The organism is Pontimicrobium sp. MEBiC01747, assembly GCF_053601635.1.
This window is the reverse complement of record NZ_JBSHNS010000344.1, coordinates 1-21,367: the sequence shown is the minus strand read 5'-3', so window position 1 is coordinate 21,367 and position 21,367 is coordinate 1. Positions and strand designations below refer to the sequence as shown.

Below are 21,367 nucleotides of genomic sequence, written 5' to 3'. Positions count from 1 at the left end.
TGTTTAAAATTTATATTCGCTGTGTTTGCTCTTAATGTTGTCGATTTTAGATCTAAATTATTTTTAAGCGCAATGTTTATACACTCTGTTAAAGTGTATTCATTTTTAGGTTTAGTCTGTGCGAATCCTATGCCTTGCATAAGCAACACAGTAAATATTATTATTTTCTGTAACATGATTTTTATATTATTCTAAAACGATTTTACCATCTAAAAGATTAATAATTCGTGATCCGTAAGCTGCATTGCTTTCAGAGTGTGTTGCTTGTATAATAGTTACGCCTTCTTTATTTAACTCTGCAAAAAGTTCCATAATTTCTATACCTTGCTTAGAGTTTAAATTACCAGTTGGTTCATCTGCAAGAATTAACTTAGGCTTTGTTATTAATGCTCTTGCTATACCTACTAATTGCTGTTGTCCTCCACTTAGTTGAGAGGGAAATAAATCTTTTTTTCCTACAATATTAAAACGGTCTAAACTATCTGCTACTAATGCTTTTCGTTCTGAAGATTTTATATTTTTATACAATAGTGGTGTTTCTATATTTTCATAAACAGTTAACTCATCTATTAAATGGTAAGCTTGAAATACAAAACCTATATATTCTTTATATAATTTAGATTGTTGTTTTTCTTTCATTGTATGTACTGGTACATCTAAAAAAGTATAATGCCCATCTGTAAAACTATCTAGCATACCTATACCATTTAATAAAGTAGATTTACCAGAGCCTGAAGGCCCCATTAGAGAAATAAATTCTCCTTCTTCAACATTAAGATTTATAGCGTCTAATAAAGTTATTTTTTTACTGCCAGATTTTACTGTTTTTGAAACATTATTGAGTTCTAAAAGCATAGTGGTTTTATTTTATATAATAGTTTATGGTATACGTTAATCTGCTTGAGAGATTTGAACATCTCCAATTGCTATGCCTTTTTTTACAGAGGCTCCTCCTTTATATTCTAAAGAAGCGTCTCCATAGGCAGTTATTTTTATTTGATTGGAAGCATTTATTTTAAATTCTGCTTCTCCATAGGCTCTTAATTTTGTGTCTTTATTGTCAATGCCTAATAAATTAATAATGCCTTCTCCGTAGGCTGTAATTTTTTGATTTGTAGTTTTTCCTTTTCCTACCGTAAGTTCGCTTTCTCCATAGATAGTAGCATATAAGTTGTTTAATTCTATATTTTTTAAAGTTACTTGAGATTCTCCATATATTTTAAGATTAAACTCCTCTTGGTTTAATGTGCTTTCGCAAGTTATTAACTGCTCTCCCCTGGTAGATAACTCTTCTAATGTTTTGTATGTAACTAATATAGTTAACACCTTGCCTTTATAAATAGGTACTTTTCTCTTAGTGTCATTTACTACTATAGTTTTGCTCTTAGTAACTTCTTTTGCATCATCTAAATACACGCGTAACGTTTTTCCTTTTACTTCTATGTTTACAATATTATTAGATAATTTATTTTCTTTTATTGTAACCGTTTCTTCATCTCCTTCTACTAAAATGGCTTTAATATGCGGACTTATTACTACTTTATTAAATGGTTTTACCGTTTGTTTTATTTGTGCTATTCCTGTCGTTACTATACCCAGGCATAAGATTGCTATGTAGTGTTTTAACTTTCTCATTTTGTTCTATATTTTATATAAAGAGAATTAGTTAAACTAAGTCTCTATTGTTTTATATGTTTTTATTCTGTTTTTAAACTATTTACTGGATTAGTAATTGCTGCTTTAATGGCTTGAAAACTTACGGTTATTAATGCTATAATAATTGCTATTATTCCTGCTACAATAAATATCCACCAATTAATTTCTATGCGATAAGCATAATCTTCTAGCCAATTACTCATTAATAACCATGCTATAGGTGCTGCTATTATTATAGAAATAAGCACTAGTTTTATAAAATCCTTAGATAAAAGTTTTACTATAGTAGGAACACTAGCTCCTAATACTTTACGTACTCCTATTTCTTTTCTGCGTTGTTCTGCTGTATAAGCTGCTAAACCAAAGAGTCCCAAGCATGATATTAGAATAGCTAATACAGCAAATATTTGAGAAAGCTTACCTACCAATTGTTCGCTTTTAAATTTATTATTAAAAGCCTCATCTACAAAAGTATACTCAAAAGGAAAAGCTGGATTATTTTTTTTCATTATAGCTTCAATTTTAGATAGCATTGTACTTGTCTCAATTCCCGCAATAGTTTTTATGTATAAATAGCGTGCATTTTCTGGTGCATTAAAAAACATAACAGGATCACTTTTAGTATACATATTACCGTATAAAAAATCTTTTACAACTCCTGTTACTTGATATGTATCATCACCCCTTCTAATGGTTTTACCAATAGCACTACCTTCTCCCATTAATTTTGCTAAAGATTCTGTAATAATAGTACGCGTACTATCTGCTGCCGTATTAGCACTAAAGTCTCGTCCCTCTATAAGTTTTATATTGGTTGTTTTTAAAAACTTTGGGCTTACATATCTAAACGATATTAATATATCTTCTGTATTGGTCCCGCCTTGCCACTTTAATCCAGAGCCATTATTTCCTCCAGATAGTAATTTAGAATTGTTAAATGCTGCGCTTTCGGCTACACCTGAGTTTATTAAATCTTGCTCTATTACTGCAAAATTTTCTATCATATCACCATTAACATCTAGTCTTATTAATTGTTCTTTATTGTAGCCTAAATCTCTATTTTTTACATGTTGAATTTGCTGGTAGACTAATATAGTACTTATAATAAATACTATAGAAATAGTAAATTGCCCTACAACTAAACCTTTACGTATAAATATGGCGCTACCTGCTGTTGCTTTTATTCCTTTTAAAACCTCAACTGGTTTAAATGAAGACAAATAAAATGCGGGATATAATCCTGCAAATAAACCACAGACTAGTGTAATTATTAATAATACTGAAACATGTAATGGGTTTGATAGGCCTAACACAAGGTTTTTATCTATTAATAAGTTAAACTGTGGTAATAAAATAAATAATAAGAGTACACTAACTACAGTAGCTATACTAGACATTAAAAGTGCTTCTGCTATAAACTGAAACATTAAACGGGAACGCCCAGATCCCATAGCTTTACGCACGCCAACTTCGTTAGCCCGTTTTTCACTTCTTGCGGTTGCTAAATTCATAAAGTTAATACAGGCTATTAATAGTATAATTAGCGCAATTACAATAAATAAACGTACATAGGTAATACGTCCACCAATAACTTTACCATCTTCAAATTTAGATTTTAGATGCCAGTTTTTTATAGTGTGTAACCATGCATAGGTTTCATTATCTCCTGTTTTAGCTTGGTATATTTTACGCACTTGTGCATCTACAGTTTCAAAATTAGCTTCTGGAGATAATTCAACAAAAGTATCTGCAAAATTACTACCGTATTCCTGTGTCCATTCTCTATTGGCGCCAAAACGATTAAAAGGGGCAATCCATTTAAAAGGAAAACTTACATTATCTGGGATGTTTTCAATAACTCCTGTTATTACATAATTATCTGTATTGTTTATTTTTAATGTTTTTCCTAAAACTGTTTTGTCTTTTCCATAGAGTTGCTCGGCTATTTCTTTTGTAATTATAATAGCTTCAGGTTTTTTTAATGCTTCTTTTGCATTACCTTCAATAAATTTAAGACCAAATATTTCTATAATATCTGTATCTGCATACAGCCCTCTTCTGCTAATAGTATTATCACCTACTGCAAACGTAAAACTTTCATTAAATGTTTTAGCTGCTCTTACTACTCCTGGTATTTCATCTTTTAACACTTTTGCTAGTGGGCCTGGAGTAGAATAAAAGGTTCTCCACTCCCCTTCGTATTGTTGGTTTGTTGGCACATAATAAACTTCATCTTGTTTTTCAAAAACAGTATTAAAACTCATTTCATCTTCTACCCAAAGAAATATTAAGCTAGCACAAGTAATCCCTATAGCCAGCCCAAAAATATTTAGAAAGCTATAGCCTTTGTTTTTAAGTAAGCTACGGAATGCAATTTTTATATAATTCTTAATCATAATTGTTTCGTTTTATCGGGAAATAACTTATTCAAAATTCTATGAGATAAAAGCTATTCTAGTTCTGTCTATGTTTATACTGTTTATATAGTTAAGATGATGCCAAACACATAAAACACTCACTAACAATGTGTTATATTTTTAATAAAATTTAAACGTGTTCGATTTTAGTACACTTTTTGTCCACAAACGAACACTTCAAATATTTTAACTAATTATTCTATTCTGTTTTTAATGATTCTACAGGGTTAGCTATTGCTGCTTTTAACGCTTGAGAGCTTACAGCAATAATCGCAATAATTAATGCTGCTGCTGCTGTTAAAGCAAATACAGTCCAGTTTATAGATATTCTATAGGCAAAGTCCTGCAACCAATTATCCATAAGCCAATATGCTAAAGGAAACCCTATAAGTAATGCTAAAACGACTAAGGTTATAAATTGCTTAGATAGTAATTTAGTAATGCCTATTAAACTTGCTCCCAATACTTTTCTTATTCCTATTTCTTTTTTACGCTGTTCTGCTGTAAAAGCTGCTAAGGCAAACAAACCTAAACAGGCTACAAATATGGCTAGTATAGAAAATACTAAGCCTACTCTTACTATTTTTTGCTCTTGTGCATACATACGTTCTAAGTTTTTATCTAAAAAAGTATATCCAAAGGCTGTATTGGGTGCAGCATTTTTAAAAGTGTTTTCAAAAGTTGTTATTGCTTCTGAAATTGCTTCTGCTTTAAAACGAACAAGCAGATACGATTTATACTCTGTTGCCATGTTATGAAAGGCATAACCTCCTATTGGTGTATGTAATGATGAAAAATTAAAATCATCAACTACTCCGCGAACATAAGAGTTATCACCTAATTGAATGCTTATTTTTTTACCTATAGCTTCTTCTGGCGTATAGCCTAAATATTCTACTGCCGATTTATTAAGTATAACATCTACCAGAGTGTCTCCTTTTTGTTTTATTTTGGGTAGTAAATTTCCAGACAATAATTTTAATTCTAACACATTTACAATATCTGAATCGGCTAAATTGGTTTGAATATTCATCCCTTTTTCATCTGTGTCATTTTTATACAGTCCTCTTCCACTTACTCCCATTCCAGGATAACCTTGAGCAAAAGCAGCAGATGATACATTAGGTAATGCTTTAAAAGCATTTATTAAATGTGTATCGTTTGTATTTTTACTAAGTGCTGCTGTAGAAATTGCAATAACATTCTCTGGGTTATAGCCTAAGTTTTTATTTTGCATGTATTTTAATTGCTGATGAATAACAACAACACCAATTATTAAAATTACAGATGTTGTAAATTGTGTTACTACCAATCCTTTTCTAATAAATACGGATGCTCCGCCTTTATTTCTAGAAGATTTAACAGCTTCTTTTGGGGAAAATCGTGATAAATAAAACGCAGGATACGACCCCGATATTAATGTTGTTACACCCCATATTATAACAAGTGCTATTAGTATGTGCGGAGAAAAAATATCTTTTATAGTTAATACATTTCCCATAAAATTATTGGATATAGGAATTAAAATAATTGCAATAATTAATCCTATGATTATTGCAACTAAAGTTATTAAGCCCGTTTCTATATAAAACCGTAGTATTAAATTTTTTACTGTTGCTCCCATTGTTTTATTTATCCCTACATCTTTACTTCTTTTTTCTGAACGGGCAGTAATTAAGTTCATATAATTAATACAGGCTATTATTAAAATTAAAAAAGCCAATGTACCTAGATTCCTTACTTCATTAATGCTTCCGTTTCTACTTGTGTACGAATCCTTATACTGTGAAGAATATAAATGAATACGCTCTAAGGGTTGTAGTGAAAATGAGTACCACTGATCTTTTTCAGCTACATGTTTATTTAGTAACTGTTTTACTTTGTTTGATACTAATTTAGAAGGGGTGTTTTTATTTAATAACACAAAAGTTTCAAAACTAGCATTGCTCCATGTAGGGTTTTTAAAAAAATTAAGTGTGTTAAACGCTCCTATAATATTACATGATATAGAACTATTCTTAGGGAAATCCTTATATACTCCAGTTACAGTTAATGACGTTCTATTGTCTACTATAATTTGTTTGCCTATGGGGTTTTCTTCTCCAAAATATTTTTTTGATATACTTTGAGATAATATTACTGTTTTAGGGTCTTTTAATGCTTCTTTTGGATTTCCTTTTAAAAACTCCATATCAAAAATTGTTGTAATCTCAGGATCTGTCCAATACAACTCTTTCTCCTCATAATCATTATTAGCCGCCTTAATATATGCTGTGCTTCCAAAATCGTGCTTTAACATACGTACAGCTGCTTCTACCTCTGGAATATCTTTTGTCATCGCTGGAGCCAGTGCAGATGGTACATTAGCCCAAATCTCCTTTCCTCCTTCGTCTTCTGTATGCAACAATACTCTATGTATTTGCTCCTTCTTTGAATACATATTATCATAACTTTTTTCATAACTAATAAAAAGAAATAATAGTATTGTTATTGCTAAGCCTACAGATAATCCCAAAATATTAACAACGGAAAAGAGACGATCTTTTTTTATATTTCTCCAAGCAATTTTTATATAATTCTTAATCATAATTGTTTGTTTTTGATAATGTTTTTTATTCTGTTCTTAAAGAATTTACAGGGTTTGCTGTGGCTGCTTTAATAGCCTGAACACTAACTGTTAGTAGTGTTATTAGTAAAGTAACTGCTCCTGCAACCACAAATATCCACCAACTAATTGAAATTCTATAGGTAAAGTCTTGTAACCAGTTTTCCATTAAAAAATAAGCCATTGGAGTTGCTATAACTAATGCTATAACTATTAGTAAAAAGAAATCTTTAGTAAGCATTTTCATAACTGTACTTATACTAGCACCTAGCACTTTACGAATACCTATTTCTTTCTTTTTTTGCTCTGCCATAAAAGATATTAACCCAAACAATCCTAGGCAGCTTATTATAATTGCTAATGTTGTAAAAACAGCAGAAATATTAGCTAAGCGTTTTTCTTCAGCAATTAATTTTTCTGTTTCTTTATCTACAAAACTGTATACAAATGGTGTTGTTTTATTAACGTCTTTCCAAGTTATTTCCATTTGATTAAGTATGCTTTCAAAATCGGTTGTTTCTGTTTTTACTAAAAGCCATTCTAAGCTATTATCTAAATACATCATTAGGGGCTCTACTTCTTCTTTTAATGATGCAAAATGAAAGTTTTCTGTAACTCCAACTATTTCATAAGTATCTATATTATCTTCATATGCAGATAATACTCTAGAGCCTATGGCTTCATCTAATTTTATTCCTAAATCATCTATTGTAGCTTTATTTACAACGATCTGGTTTTCATCTGTATTTCGTAATTCTCTACCTGCTAAAAGTTTAGTTCCTACTGTTTTTAAATAATTAGCGTGTATACCATTATGTTTTACTAAAATTTGATTTTTAGAATCTCCACCAGGCAAATGCACTCCTAAATCGCCTCTAACAAATTGTGACGGATATAAGTTACAGCCAGATACTGATACAACTCCAGAAATTTGGCTCATGTTAGTTTTTAAATTTTGATATTGACTATAGGCTTCTTCTGTACCTAAACGTACTGCTATTAAATTATCTTTATTATACCCCATATCTTTATTTTGCGCATATCTTACTTGCTGTGTAATAATAGATACTATGGCTATTAAACCTATGGAAATTACAAATTGAAAAACAACTAATCCTTTCCGTAATAAGGTACCAGAAACATTAGAAGACATTGTGCCTTTTAATACTCGCACTGGTTTTATTGAAGATAATATTAGTGCAGGGTAAATACCAGCAATTAAACCTGTAAGTACACCTATTACTAATAAAATAATGAATACTTGCCAATGAAAAATAGCCTCATAACCAATATCTCCCTGCGTTAACTTATTTACTAATGGCAATAATAATGCTGTTATAGGAATACTAATTAAGGTTGCTAATAAGGAAAGTAAAACTGACTCTCCTAAAAACTGTCCAATTAACGATTTTTTATCGGCTCCTATCGTTTTTCTAACGCCTATCTCTTTAGCTCTTTTATTGGCTCTTGCCGTACTTAAGTTAATAAAGTTAACACAGGCAACTAATTGTATAAATAAAGCTAATGTGATTAATAAATATAAATACCCTATATCTGATACAGCTCCTATTTGTCTAGAAATTCCTTTAGAGTGTAAATGAATATCACTTACTTTTTGAAGCTCTAATCGTTTCTTAAATGATACTTGTGCAAAATCTTTAGCTCCACGAGCATTCAAAAATTCGGGTAGTTTACCTTGTACCTTGGCTGCGCTTTCTACAGCATTAAGCTTCACGTAGCTGTAAATAAAGTTTTGGGTTGCGAAGTTTTGATTTGTTCTAACAAACTCACCTAAACCTGGCGTATTCATCGTTACAAAATAGTTAGGGTTTAGATGTGATTTTTCTTTGTTATTATCATTAAATACACCAGTAACAGTTAATAATAATTGTTGTTCTCCACTACCTGAAATTATTGTTTTATTAAGTGCTGGTACACTTCCAAAAAGTTTATGGGCTAGTGTTGAAGATAATACAACAGTGTTAGGGTTTACTAAAGCTGTTTTTGGATTGCCTTCTGTAAAATTAAACTTAAAAATATTAAATATAGTCGCATCTGCTAGATAACCGCGTGGTTCATAAAAACCTGTGGTACTATTGTTAACCCGTATTAAATCTTCTGTACCTTCTCCCATATATACTAATCGTCCTGCTTCTATTACTTCAGGAAAATCTTCTTTCATAGCCATAGCTATTGGTGGTCCAGATGATGCCGCATTAAATTGTGGCGTACTTGGGTCATCTATTATGGTTCTAACTCTATAAATAGCTTCGCTATTTTCATGATGCGTATCGAAACCTAATTGAGCAAATACATATACTAGAATACTTAAACAACATACAGTACCAATTGTAAGGCCTAATAAGTTAATTCCTGTTTGTAATTTATTCTTTTGAAGGCTTCTCCATGCTATTTTAAAATAATTTCTAATCATAATTGCTCGTTTTTTGATTGATAGATTGATGATATTATTCTGCTTTTAAGCTTTTAGTAGGGTTTGCATTTGCTGCTTGCAGTGTTTTTATACTCATAACTAATAATGCGAAGCAAATCATGGCAATACCACTTAATAAAAAGACCCAGATGCTAATATTTGTTTTATAAGCAAAATCTTGTAACCAATTATTTATACCATACCAAGCTATTGGAGCTGCAATAACAAAGGCTATTGCCACTAATACTATAAATTCTTTACATAATAATGTGTTTATTTGTAGTAAGGTTGCTCCTAATACTTTTCGTACTCCTATTTCTTTTACTCTACGTTCTGTAGTATAAATTACCAAGCCTAATAACCCCAAACAACTAATTAAAATAGATAAGCCTGTAGCCCAATTTAATAGTTTAGATATTTTAAGTTCTCTTGTATAAAACCGTTGTATAGATTCATCGAAAAAATTTACTCTAAATGCCTCTCCAGGATATACGGTTTTAAAGGCTTCCTCTATTTTAGCCATAGTTTCTTTTAAACTATTGGTTGTTTTATTATGTAAAGCAATATGTATATTGTTAAACGATGTGTATCTCGATCTATTCCAATCGCCGCGTAGTGCCATTGGTTTAATATTGGATTTTAATGATCGTTGGTTAAAATCTGACATTACTCCAACAATTTCAACAGTCTCATCTCCATATAAAATGGTTTCTCCTATAGCGTCTTGAGGGCTTTTTAAGCCTAAAACCTTTCTATAGGTTTCATTAATAACCAATTCTTTAATTGTATCACTTCTTTGTACACGACCAGCTAATAGATTCAACCCAAAGACCTCTACATAGTTTGTATCGCCATATATAAATTGCAATTCTGTATTAATTTCTTTTCCATTATTTATATAAGTAACATTAGAAGAGCTTGTAGACATAGATGCTGGTGGCGCTGCACCTAAACTTATTTTTTTAATTTCTGGTATAGTTTTTAACAGCTCGGCATACACCTTCTTTTTAGAGACACCTCTATCATTTACAGGGCTTCTAGTAGAGACTATAGCTTCGGTTTTAAACCCCATATCCTTGTTTAATAAAAAGTTAATTTGTTTGCCAACTAACAGTGTGCCTATTATGAATACTTGAGCTATAGAAAATTGAAATACTGTAAGGAATTTACGCAACTTAACTTTACCTTCTCCCATTACTAAGTTATTCTTTAGTACAGATACTGTTTTAAGACGCGATAAAATAAATGCAGGATATAATCCAGACATAAAAGTAACTAGTAACAAAAGAAGTAGTATACTTATAATAATTATTGGAGATTTAAATAGTTCGAAACTTAAATCTTCTGGCACAAAATCTGAAAACACAGAAATTAACCATTTTGATAACACTAGAGATATTAATGCAGAGAAAAGCACCAAAAGAAATGTTTCTCCTATAAATTGCCCTATAAGTTGTTTTCTAGAGCTTCCTAATGTTTTACGTATTCCTATTTCTTTTGCGCGTTGGGTAGCTTGCGCTGTGTTTAAATTTATAAAATTAATACAACCTAGTAATAATAAAAATAAGGCTACTAATGCTAAATTAGTTAAAAGTGCTTTACTAGATTGCCCTTTATTCCAATCGTAAATACCGTAATTTTCATTAAAATGAATATCGTTAAGAGGTTGTAAATTAAAAATCCTTTCGTCTCCAAACTTTTTTGAATCTTCATCTCTATGCTCTTCTGCTAAATCATTAAATTTATTTAATACTGTTGCCTTATTTCCGCCTTGACTTAACTTTACAAATAATTGAGAGTTAGAATTGGTATTATTCCAGTTTTTATCTATAAAATCATCCTTAAGTCTCGTTTGTAAAATAGTGGGTGATGAAATAAACTCTTGAAAAACAAAGTCGGTTCTTTCTTTAAAATTTTCAACAATTCCTGTTACGGTTACAGTAATAGAGTCGTTGTATACTAGTGTTTTCCCTATAATTTCCGAGGGCTGCATTTTAGGAAAATAACGAGCTGCCCGCTCTTGTGTCAAGACTACATTATTAGGATTAGATAATATCTTCTGTTTGTTACCAGCTAGAAAATTATAATCAAATAATTTAAAATAATTACCATCTGTGTAGATTACAAAGTTTGGTAATTTAAATGTTAAGTTTAAATCCTTATTTTCAACTTTCATAGGTCTTTCTATATAAAAGTCGCTAACTATGTCGAAATTTGAATTGTCCTTTATTGCATCTTTTAGAGCAAGAGATACTCCCGAATTATAAAAGCCTCCTTCATTAGTTTTAAAATCTGTTACTACTCTATAAATACGGTCACTGTCTTTATGAAACGTATCGAATGTGGAATCGTAATAAATGATTAATCCTATTACAAATGATGCACTAAGCCCAATAGTAAGTCCAATAATATTTATTATTGAAAACACTTTATGCTTTGCTAAATTCCTCCAAGCGATTTTAAAATAGTTTCGTAACATTATTGTTCGTTTTTTGATTGATTTTTACTCTGTTCGTAATGAATTTACAGGGTTGGCTCTCAATGTGCGTATTGCTTGTAAACTAATGGTGATTATTGTAATGGCAAGCGCTCCAGAACCAGCAATTAAAAACACATTCCACGATATGTTTATTCTATATATAAATTTTTGAAGCCATTGATACATTATATAATATGCAATTGGAGAGGCTACCATAAGAGATATAATAACCAATACAATAAAATCTTTAGACAGCAAGGTCCATAAATGAGATACAGATGCGCCTAAAATTTTTCGTATTCCTATTTCTTTAGTACGCTGTTCTGCTACAAAAGAGGCTAAGCCAAACAGCCCTAAACAACTAATAAATATGGCAAGAATAGTAAATATCTTAGCTAAATTTGCAATGCGTTCTTCAGACATGAATTTATCGGCATATTCTTGATCTATAAATTGGTATTCAAAAGGTAAATTAGGAAAGTTTGCTTTAAATATTTTCTCTATTGATGCTAGACTACTGCTAACACTTTGTTTAGGGTTTAAACGCAGGTTGTAGTAACTGGTCTTTCCATACTTATCGAAAACATACATTGCTTGTTTTACATCGTCATAAGGCGATTGCACTATAATATCTTTAATTACGCCTATAATTTTAAGTGGTGCTTCTGGATTTTCAGGAGAATCATCTCTTAAATACATTCCTATTGGATTTTTTAACCCCATATACTTTACGGCTGTTTCGTTAAGTATTACTGCATTAGAATCTGTTGCAAATTCTCGGGAAAAACCACGTCCTGCTACTAACTCTGCATTTAGTGTATTTATAAATTCGTAAGAGACTGTAGTATAAGCTAAATCTTCTTGAAAACCTTCTGGTTTACCGTCCCACATATAACCACTTCTATTAGACCAAACTGCTGTAGCTGGACTACTTGATGTAGCCATTTCTATTACTGCTCCAGAAGCTATAAACTGATGTCTCATTACATCTGCTTTACCTATAAAATCGGAGCTCATTGTTGGTAATTGTATTAAGCCTTCTTTATCGTATCCTATAGGACGATTTTTACTATACTCTATTTGGCTCATTACTATTAAAGTGCCAATAATTAAGGTTATAGATACTGTAAATTGAGTAACGACTAATATTTTTCTAGGTAATGCTGCAAAACGCCCTGCTTTAAATGTCCCTTTTAATACAGACACTGGTTTAAACGATGATAAGTATAATGCGGGGTAGCTTCCGGATAAAACGGTTGTAAAGAGAATAAATAATATAGATATAATCCAGAATTGTATATTTAACCATGGAAAAACTATAGCTTTATGGGCTAACGTATTAAATCCATTTAAAAATATAAGCACTATAGAGATTGCCACAATAAAAGCAAAAACGATAACCAAAAAAGATTCGCTTAAAAATTGAAAAATTAACTGCCCTCTTTTAGAGCCTATAGACTTCCTTATTCCTACTTCTGTTGCTCTTTTTTCTGAACGGGCTGTAGTTAAATTTACAAAATTGATACATGCAAGTAATAATACGAATACACCTATTATACCAAATAACCATACATTTTCTATTCGCCCGCCTGTTTGAATACTACCTTCAAACTTAGAACGCAAATACCAATCTTCCATTGGTAATAAAAACAATTGAGGGTTATACAATTTAATATCCTCTGAAGCATTATCTTTCTTAACATTCTTAATTTTTGAAGAAACTGCATCCATTGTTGTGTTATCATTAATTTTAACAAACATCTGGAACGAATTATTGCCCCAATCATCTTTCGAATTTTGTGCCCACTCTCTACTTGTTACATAGTGTTCCCATGGCATGATACAATCTAAATTATGAAAGGTGTTATTTACAGGTATATCTTTATATATAGCAGTTACAACCATATTGTAACTGCTGTTTAATTTAATTGTTTTTCCTAGGGGTTTTTCTCCGCCAAATAAAGCCTTAGCTGTAGATTGAGAAAGCATTATGCCATGTTTTTCTTTTATGCCATTTTTGTCTCCTTCAATAATTTCTAAATCTAATAAATCTGAAATTCCCGCTTGCATATAGCTACCATCTCTGGTTATTGTTTTATCTCCATACTGTAGGTATCTGGAGTTTGTCCAGGATGCCATAACTATATTTGTAAAATTATCTTTATAGTTCTCTCTAATTTTAAACTCTAAAGGTCTTGGCACTGCGGGGTCTGTATTTACTTTACCATTAAAGCCTTGGCTTTGGTATACTTGAGCTATTTTAGATTTATTCTTATAATAATTATTATAATTTAGCTCATCGCTTACCCATAACCCTATCATTATAGTTACCGCCATACCTATAGCTAAACCAAAAATGTTTATAAAAGAATACACCTTGTTTTTAAGAAGGTTTCTAAAGGCAATTTTTATATAGTTTTTAAGCATGATTTAAGCTTTTACTGTTCGTTTTAGATTGATTGATTGATTGATTGATTGATTGATTGATTGATTGATGATGATTACATTAAGATATTTTCAGTAACTTTTTGTCCATCTAGCATGCGTATAATACGATGACTATATTTTGCATCATGCTCACTGTGTGTTACCATAATAATAGTAGTTCCTGCTTCATTTAGCTCTATTAGTAAATCCATTACTTCGTTACCGTTAGTACTGTCTAGGTTTCCTGTTGGTTCATCTGCTAGTATTAGTTTTGGATTGTTTACTACAGCCCTAGCTACAGCTACACGCTGTTGTTGTCCTCCAGATAGTTGTTGTGGGAAATGATTACGTCTATGCATAATTTGCATTTTCTCTAAAACGGCTTCTACTCTTTGTTTTCGTTCTGCTGGTTTTACTCCTGTGTATATTAATGGTAGTTCTACATTTTCAAAAACTGTTAATTCATCAATTAAGTTAAAACTCTGAAATACAAAACCTACATTATGTTTACGTAACTCTGAACGTTGACGTTCATTATACCCAGCGACTTCTTCTCCATTAAACTTAAAACTCCCTCCATCTGGATCATCTAATAAACCTAAAATGTTTAGTAATGTAGATTTACCGCATCCCGAAGGCCCCATTATTGCTACAAACTCTCCTTCTTTTACATTAAAAGATAGTTTATTTAAAGCTATGGTTTGTACTTCTTCAGTTTTATAAAATTTTTCTAAATCAGTTATCTGTATCATCGGATTATATTTTTTTAATTGATTGTTCTATTTTAAAATTAATTCTTGAGTATCCCCGTAGCTATCATAACTAGAAGTTATTACTTTATCTCCTATATTTAATCCTTCTACAACTTCATAATATTCTGTATTCTGGCTTCCTAATCGTATGTTTACTTTATAAGCTGTATTACCATCTTCGCTTACTTTAAAAATCCAGTTTCCGCCAGTTTTTTGAAAAAACCCACCTTTTTTTATTAAAAAAGCTTCTTTTTCGGCGCTTAATGCCACTTTTATTTGTAAGTTTTGTCCTCTACGTATGCCTTCTGGTACATTATTTTCGAACTGCATATCTACTTGAAAACGTCCATTATTAACTTGTGTAAATACTTTTTTAATTATTAACGTATAGGTTTTATTATTAATCGTTGCAACCCCTTTTTGCCCGTTATATATTCTAGAAATATAATGTTCGTCTATATCTACTCTTACTTTATAACCACTTAATACATCTATTTGTCCTAAGCGTTCTCCTTTATTTTTAGATTGCCCAATTTCTGCATCTAAAGCTGTTAGCTGTCCATCTATTGGAGCGCGAACCACTAAGTCTCCAACTTTTCTGCGCATTAACTCTAATGCACTTTGTGTTCTAGCATAAGAGCTTTTGGCTTGGCTTACTTCTTGCTTTGTAGATGTAGAATCTTGTCTTAAAACTTCTTTAGCTAGCTGCATGCGTTGTTTTTGATAGTTATAACTATTTTTTGAAGACTCATAGTCTTGGCGACCTATAGCGTCTTTTTCGTATAATATTTTATTCATATCGTAGACACGCTTAGCTTCTATAAGGCTATTCTCTACATCTGTAAATTGATTCAGCTTATTTATAGTGTTTTGTCTTGCTGCATTTTGAGAAATTTGCATTTGCGTTAATAGGTTATATACAGAGGTTTCTTGATTAACAAGACTTAACTCTAAATCTGTATTAGACAACCTTAAAATTGGCTCTCCTTTTTTCATCATTGCTCCGTCTTCAACAAATTTCTCCTCTACTCTTCCGCCTTCAAGTGCATCTAAGTATATAGTAGTTATTGGTAATACAATACCGTTTACTGGAATATTTTCCTGAAAAACGTCTTTAGTTACTGTGTTTATAGCTATACGTTCTTTGTCTACATTTAATTTAGAGCCTCCAGAGGTCTTAGAGATTACAAAAGCTATGAGAGCCACTATTACTAGTCCTCCTACAAACATTGCTATTTTTGATTTTGAAAACTTCTTCTTTTCAATTGGAACATCCATATATATCTTCTTTAAGGTCGGTTTATTTTTTATATATAATATATAGTTAATATAATGCCAAAAACATATTTACCTAACTATCAATTGCTTATGATTTTGTTTAAAAATAAAAGTGTTCGGTTTTGATACACTTTCTGTACGGAAACGATCACTTTTTTTATTTAACTTAAATAGTTTCTTTTAATCATTTAAATCAATGTGCGTTTTATAGGCAATCTGTAGGTTTATTTTTTCAATGAAACAAATGCTATAATCTACCGATTTAAAATAGTTTAATGATTTTTTAATCTATACTTTTAATGAATTGACTACAAATGCTAACCATTTATATTTTGGTATCGTTTTATCTATGAAAAAATCAGGTTGAATTCCTTTTTCATCTATTGCCATATCAGGAATTCTAAAACTTCTAGACATGCAATATTCCAACTCAAAATCACCACAAGGCGATTTTGTTGCTATTATATTAGAGATATCTAAAGCTCCTTTTGTTGTTGTGCCGTATAACTTTACTTTTTTGCTTTGCTTTGCCGCCAATAAAAACTGCTCTGCTGTACTAACATTATTATCATTTATAATAATTCCAATATTCTTTGGGTATTCGTAAATTGTATCGTATTCGGTTGTTATAATTTCTTTTTCATGAAGGTTTACGTATGTTCCTAATTGGTTAGAGAGCTTATCATAAGCTTCTTTAGCCCATTGTTTTGAAGCTTCTGTAGGGTTAGCTTCTGGACTTATTAAAAAATCGTATAGTATTTGATTATTCAATTTTGTTGAGTAAAAGCCTACACCTACTTCTCTTATAGTATTAGTGTATAAAATGGGTAATAAAGCACTATAACTAGAATCGTTTCCTCCTCCATTGTTTCTAATATCTATAACTAGGTTTGGCGTATTTATAATAATATCTTTATTTACAGCTATAACGCTATCTATAACTTGTTTATGAGAACGTTGAAATGATGGAATTCTTAAATAAGTGGTATTAGCATCTATCTTTTTAAAATACGGCTGTTTTGCATCAAGTATTTTAAAATACCTGTCTATATTATTATCCTCATTTGCTATAGGTGTTACTCTTTTAAACCTAGCAAAGTCATTACCTATTATTAAGTAGTTATTTCCAATTAATTCTGTATTATAAAACTCATTTTTAGAATGATTCTTCATGTAATAATCTGTAACGTTATCTTTATTAATTTTTAATTTAATCTGCCCTTTAGTCCAATAAACACCATCGGCTTCTATAATAAACCCTACATAATTATTTTTTATTTTTTTTATACCAATAGTGTAACTCCCGTATCTCCATATACCTTCATAGTCTACTTTGGTTTTTGTTTTTAAGTACTTCTTAAATGTATTTATATTTATATCTAGTTTTTCTGTCTCTTTATAGTTCTCTATAATTTCTTTCTCTGTTAATTGTATAGCTACATTATTGTTATTATTACCGCTTATTCTGTTTAAGCCAAGGTGTCCAGAACGAAAAAATGTTAACCAGTTATACATTGTTTTTAAGCATTCATCTGGAGAGGAAATCCTTTTTACTTTTTCTATATATTTATCATTGTGTATTGCATAAGCTATTTCCCCTTTAGTTTCAAGTGCATAGGAAAAGCCCGCGTCATTTTTTTCAAAAGTTTGTTTTAGCCAATTAAAATTTTCTTCGCATGAACAATCTTGAGAAAAAACAGAAATTGTCATTAAAAGCATAGTAATAGTAAATAGTTTCATGATATGTATTTTTATTATATCAAAATTATAGTTAACATAATGCCAAAAACATAAGCTACTAATATTAAACATATTATCGATTTTATTAATTAAAAAAGTGTTCGATTTTAATACACTTTATGTTCAATAATGAACACTTATTTATACTCAAAAACTTTCTTTTTTTTATCCTTTATAAGCTCAGTATAATATTGTAATATTGTAGTATTATGGTATTAAAAGAAGCTTCAATATTAGTTATAGATGATGATCTAGATGTCTTAACCGCCTTGCGTTTATTACTTAAACCATTGGTTAAAGAAGTTGTTATAGAAAAGAACCCTAGTAACATTGGATCGCAAATTGAAAAAAAGGCCTTCGATATTATTATTCTAGATATGAATTTTAATGGCCTAGTAAATACAGGAAATGAAGGGATTTTTTGGCTTAATAAAATAAAACAACAAAAACCAGAGACCTTTGTTATATTAATTACCGCTTATGCAGATATAGATTTGGCTATTCGTGCTTTAAAAGAAGGGGCTTCAGATTTTTTAGTTAAGCCATGGAAAAATGAAAAGATTATTACAACCATAAAGGCTTTACTAAAGGATAAAACATCTAAAACTAAAAGTACATTTTTAAGCCCAAATAGTAGCCCTATTCTAGGCGAAAGCGATGCTATTAAGGATGTATTTATTAAAATAAAAAAAGTTGCCCCTACTGATGCTAATGTGCTAATTCTAGGAGAAAACGGGACTGGTAAAGATTTAATAGCTAAAGCATTACATGATAACTCTAATAGAAAGGACAAGCCTTTTGTAAAAGTAGATGTTGGTGCTTTAACTGCCAACTTATTTGAAAGTGAATTATTTGGCTATAAAAAAGGTGCTTTTACAGATGCAAAAGAAGATAGAAAAGGACGTTTTGAAGCCGCAAATGGTGGAACTTTATTTTTAGATGAAATAGGTAATATTAGTTTAGGTCAGCAAGTACGGCTACTAACTGTATTACAAAACAGAATGGTTACGCCTTTAGGCTCTAACGCGTCTATACCTATAGATATTAGGCTAATTTGTGCAACTAATATTGCCCCAGAAATACTTGCCGACGAATCTAAATTTAGAAAGGATTTAATTTATAGAATTAATACTCTAGATATAATAGTACCTCCACTTAGAGACCGAGGAACAGATGTTACTTTATTATCTAAGCACTTTATTAATATTTATGCAGATAAATACAATAAAAACCCTTTTAAACTAGAATCTGGATTTATTTCTAAATTAAAAAAACACGACTTCCCTGGCAACGTACGGGAGCTACAATATGTTTTAGAGCGAGCTGTTATTATGACGGATGGTAATGTATTAAAAGCAGACGATTTAGTATTCTCTTCTATAGAGCGGTCTGTTTCTAAGCCAGTAAATAAAACAATGAATTTAGATGATTTAGAAAAAAATGCAATTCTTACCGTATTAGAAAAAAATAGAGGTAACGTTTCTAAATCGGCAAAAGAACTCGGTATTACTAGAGCTGCGTTATATAGAAGACTAGAAAAACATGAATTATAGAGGATACATTTTTAGGCTCTTTTTAAGAATTATTGTTCTAGTAGGTTTACTATTAACTTTATCCTATTATATCTATAAAGAAAACGCCACTATAATAGCATTATTAAGCTGTGGTATTTTATATTTTTGTTATACTACGTATGCATTTATTAAACGTCGTTTTGTAGTTATGGACGATTTTTTTGAAGCTGTTAAATACCGTGATTTTTCAAGATGGTTTCCAGAGGATAGAGGGCCAAAAGACATTCGTTTTTTATACAAAGGTTTTAATGAGGTTAATAAAACTATAAAAGAAATAAACTCTAAAAATGAAGCCCAATATGTCTACTTACAAAAAATATTAGAAATGGTAGACATTGGCATTATTGCTTACAATCTAGAAACGGGCGATGTATTATGGTCTAACGATTCTTTTAAGGAAACGCTTAGTATGCCTTCGTTTAAAAACATTCGTTTTATAGAAAGTAGAAAGCCTGAGTTGTACGATGCTGTATTTGAAACCTACCATAGAGAACCCAATTCTATTGCTATAGCTGTACAAAATGAAAAAATTAAAGTTTTAATTTCGGATACTATTTTTCAGGTTAAAGATGATGCTTTTAAGTTAATTGTGCTTCAAAATATAGATGATACTTTAAACAAAAACGAATCGGAAGCATGGAAGAAACTTTTAAGTGTTATGACTCATGAGATTATGAACTCTATTGCTCCTATTTCGTCCTTAGCCGATACATTGCAATCTCATGTAGAACTAGCTTTAAATAATCCAGATAAACATACTATTGAGTTAGAAGATTTAAACTCTGGAATTAGAACAATTAAAAACAGAAGTGAAGGCTTATTAAAATTTGCAAAAACCTACCGTAGTTTAAGTAAAGTAACACATCTAAACCTTGAAAAGAAAAAGGTTTCTGAATTGTTTGAAACCATCCAATTATTAATGCAGCCCTCTCTAGATGTTAAAAATATAGCTATAGATTTTCAATTAAAAACACCAAAACTAGAACTAGATATAGATAGTTACTTAATAGAGCAGGTATTAATAAACCTTATCCTTAATGCTGTAGATGCTTGCAAGCATAAGGATAGCCCCGAAATAAAAGTAATTGCAGAGCAGACACCTAATAGAACTATTGTTATTAAGGTTTACGATAATGGCTCTGGAATACCACAGGATATAATGGAAAGTATTTTTATTCCATTTTTTACCAGCAAATCTACAGGAAGTGGTATAGGTTTAAGCCTTTGTAAGCAAATAATGCTATTACACAAGGGGAAAATTTTAGTAAATAGTAAAGAAGGTCAAGGGACCGTTATTAGCTTAGTATTTTAGTCATTAATTTAATTAACTATGTTTTTAAGTTGATAGAAAAAACGTTCTATTAAGCGTAAATCTTCTGTAACGATATCTGCCGTTCCTTTCATTTCTTGACGAAATGTAATTTTTTTATTGTAACTCGTAATTAAGTCTTGTTGTAAATCGACATCTATTAAATAATGTCCATCTTCATTTGGTATTAAAGAAATTGATTTTACTTTTCCATTGAGTTCTCCAAATTCATCCGATGGATAATTTAACAGCTTAATTTGCACACGTTGTTCTTTTTCAATCTTTCCAGAATTTGCCGCAGGTGCTTTTATTTTACCTATAAAAGAGGTGTTTTTTTGGGGAATAATTGTAAAAATTAAATCTCCTGATTTTGCTGTTTGATTTTCGCTCCAATAGGACAGAAATGATACTTTACCTTCTATAGATGATTTTAAGGCATATAGTTTTTCCCAGTCTTTTATAGCTTTTTTTAAATACAGAAACGATTGGATGGCTTTTTTTTGTAATCTTGTGTCGTTCTGAATTTTTTTTATGGAGGTGTTTTCTATGTTCTGTTTAGAGTTTCCTATTAATTCACGTAGTTGTGAAATAGACGCTTCTAAATTTTTGTAAGCGCGTTCTGCTTGTAAAAACTCTAACTCTTTTTGTTCCTTATTTTTTGCTGAAATAACACCTTTAGCAAACATTGTTCTACTC

Annotated in this window: 13 protein-coding genes; 2 read left to right on the top strand and 11 right to left on the bottom strand. The window is 30.7% G+C overall.

Going from position 1 to position 21,367, the window contains the following annotated elements; genetic code table 11:
* Positions 1 to 186: 186 nt before the first annotated feature.
* The 10 genes from ACVC2P_RS11210 to ACVC2P_RS11165 all read right to left on the bottom strand — a co-directional run bounded on the left by ACVC2P_RS11210 (position 187) and on the right by ACVC2P_RS11165 (position 17,788).
* On the bottom strand, positions 187 to 855 hold the full coding sequence (locus ACVC2P_RS11210) for an ABC transporter ATP-binding protein (protein ID WP_452598559.1): 669 nt from the start codon (positions 853 to 855) through the stop codon (positions 187 to 189).
* Positions 856 to 891: 36 nt separating this feature from the next.
* On the bottom strand, positions 892 to 1,635 hold the full coding sequence (locus ACVC2P_RS11205) for a head GIN domain-containing protein (protein ID WP_452598558.1): 744 nt from the start codon (positions 1,633 to 1,635) through the stop codon (positions 892 to 894).
* Between the two features lie 62 nt (positions 1,636 to 1,697).
* Positions 1,698 to 4,052, bottom strand: coding sequence for an ABC transporter permease (locus ACVC2P_RS11200; RefSeq protein ID WP_452598557.1), 2,355 nt, complete (start codon positions 4,050 to 4,052; stop codon positions 1,698 to 1,700).
* A gap of 220 nt (positions 4,053 to 4,272) precedes the next feature.
* On the bottom strand, positions 4,273 to 6,660 hold the full coding sequence (locus tag ACVC2P_RS11195) for an ABC transporter permease (RefSeq protein ID WP_452598556.1): 2,388 nt from the start codon (positions 6,658 to 6,660) through the stop codon (positions 4,273 to 4,275).
* A gap of 25 nt (positions 6,661 to 6,685) precedes the next feature.
* A complete protein-coding gene (locus tag ACVC2P_RS11190) occupies positions 6,686 to 9,112 on the bottom strand; it encodes an FtsX-like permease family protein (RefSeq protein ID WP_452598555.1) in 2,427 nt (808 codons plus the stop codon).
* A gap of 34 nt (positions 9,113 to 9,146) precedes the next feature.
* Positions 9,147 to 11,591: an ABC transporter permease gene (locus tag ACVC2P_RS11185; protein WP_452598554.1), complete on the bottom strand. Its 2,445-nt coding sequence runs from the start codon at positions 11,589 to 11,591 to the stop codon at positions 9,147 to 9,149.
* Between the two features lie 24 nt (positions 11,592 to 11,615).
* Positions 11,616 to 14,018: an ABC transporter permease gene (locus tag ACVC2P_RS11180; RefSeq protein ID WP_452598553.1), complete on the bottom strand. Its 2,403-nt coding sequence runs from the start codon at positions 14,016 to 14,018 to the stop codon at positions 11,616 to 11,618.
* A 74-nt stretch (positions 14,019 to 14,092) separates the two neighbouring features.
* Positions 14,093 to 14,770: an ABC transporter ATP-binding protein gene (locus ACVC2P_RS11175; RefSeq protein ID WP_452598552.1), complete on the bottom strand. Its 678-nt coding sequence runs from the start codon at positions 14,768 to 14,770 to the stop codon at positions 14,093 to 14,095.
* Between the two features lie 27 nt (positions 14,771 to 14,797).
* Positions 14,798 to 16,048, bottom strand: a complete 1,251-nt coding sequence (locus ACVC2P_RS11170; protein ID WP_452598551.1) for an efflux RND transporter periplasmic adaptor subunit — start codon at positions 16,046 to 16,048, stop codon at positions 14,798 to 14,800.
* A gap of 288 nt (positions 16,049 to 16,336) precedes the next feature.
* Positions 16,337 to 17,788 (bottom strand): S41 family peptidase, encoded by a 1,452-nt coding sequence (locus ACVC2P_RS11165; protein WP_452598550.1) that lies wholly within the window; start codon positions 17,786 to 17,788, stop codon positions 16,337 to 16,339.
* Positions 17,789 to 17,997: 209 nt separating this feature from the next.
* On the opposite strand from ACVC2P_RS11165, the gene ACVC2P_RS11160 reads away from it, so the two are divergent.
* Both ACVC2P_RS11160 and ACVC2P_RS11155 read left to right on the top strand, forming a co-directional pair.
* On the top strand, positions 17,998 to 19,341 hold the full coding sequence (locus tag ACVC2P_RS11160; RefSeq protein ID WP_452598549.1) for a sigma-54-dependent transcriptional regulator: 1,344 nt from the start codon (positions 17,998 to 18,000) through the stop codon (positions 19,339 to 19,341).
* Positions 19,331 to 20,674, top strand: coding sequence for a sensor histidine kinase (locus tag ACVC2P_RS11155; RefSeq protein WP_452598548.1), 1,344 nt, complete (start codon positions 19,331 to 19,333; stop codon positions 20,672 to 20,674). Before ACVC2P_RS11160 ends, ACVC2P_RS11155 begins: the two co-directional genes overlap by 11 nt.
* 8 nt (positions 20,675 to 20,682) lie before the next feature.
* Here the strand turns inward: ACVC2P_RS11155 and ACVC2P_RS11150 are convergent.
* Positions 20,683 to 21,367: HlyD family efflux transporter periplasmic adaptor subunit (locus tag ACVC2P_RS11150; RefSeq protein ID WP_452598547.1), on the bottom strand; the 685-nt coding region annotated here is incomplete at its 5' end.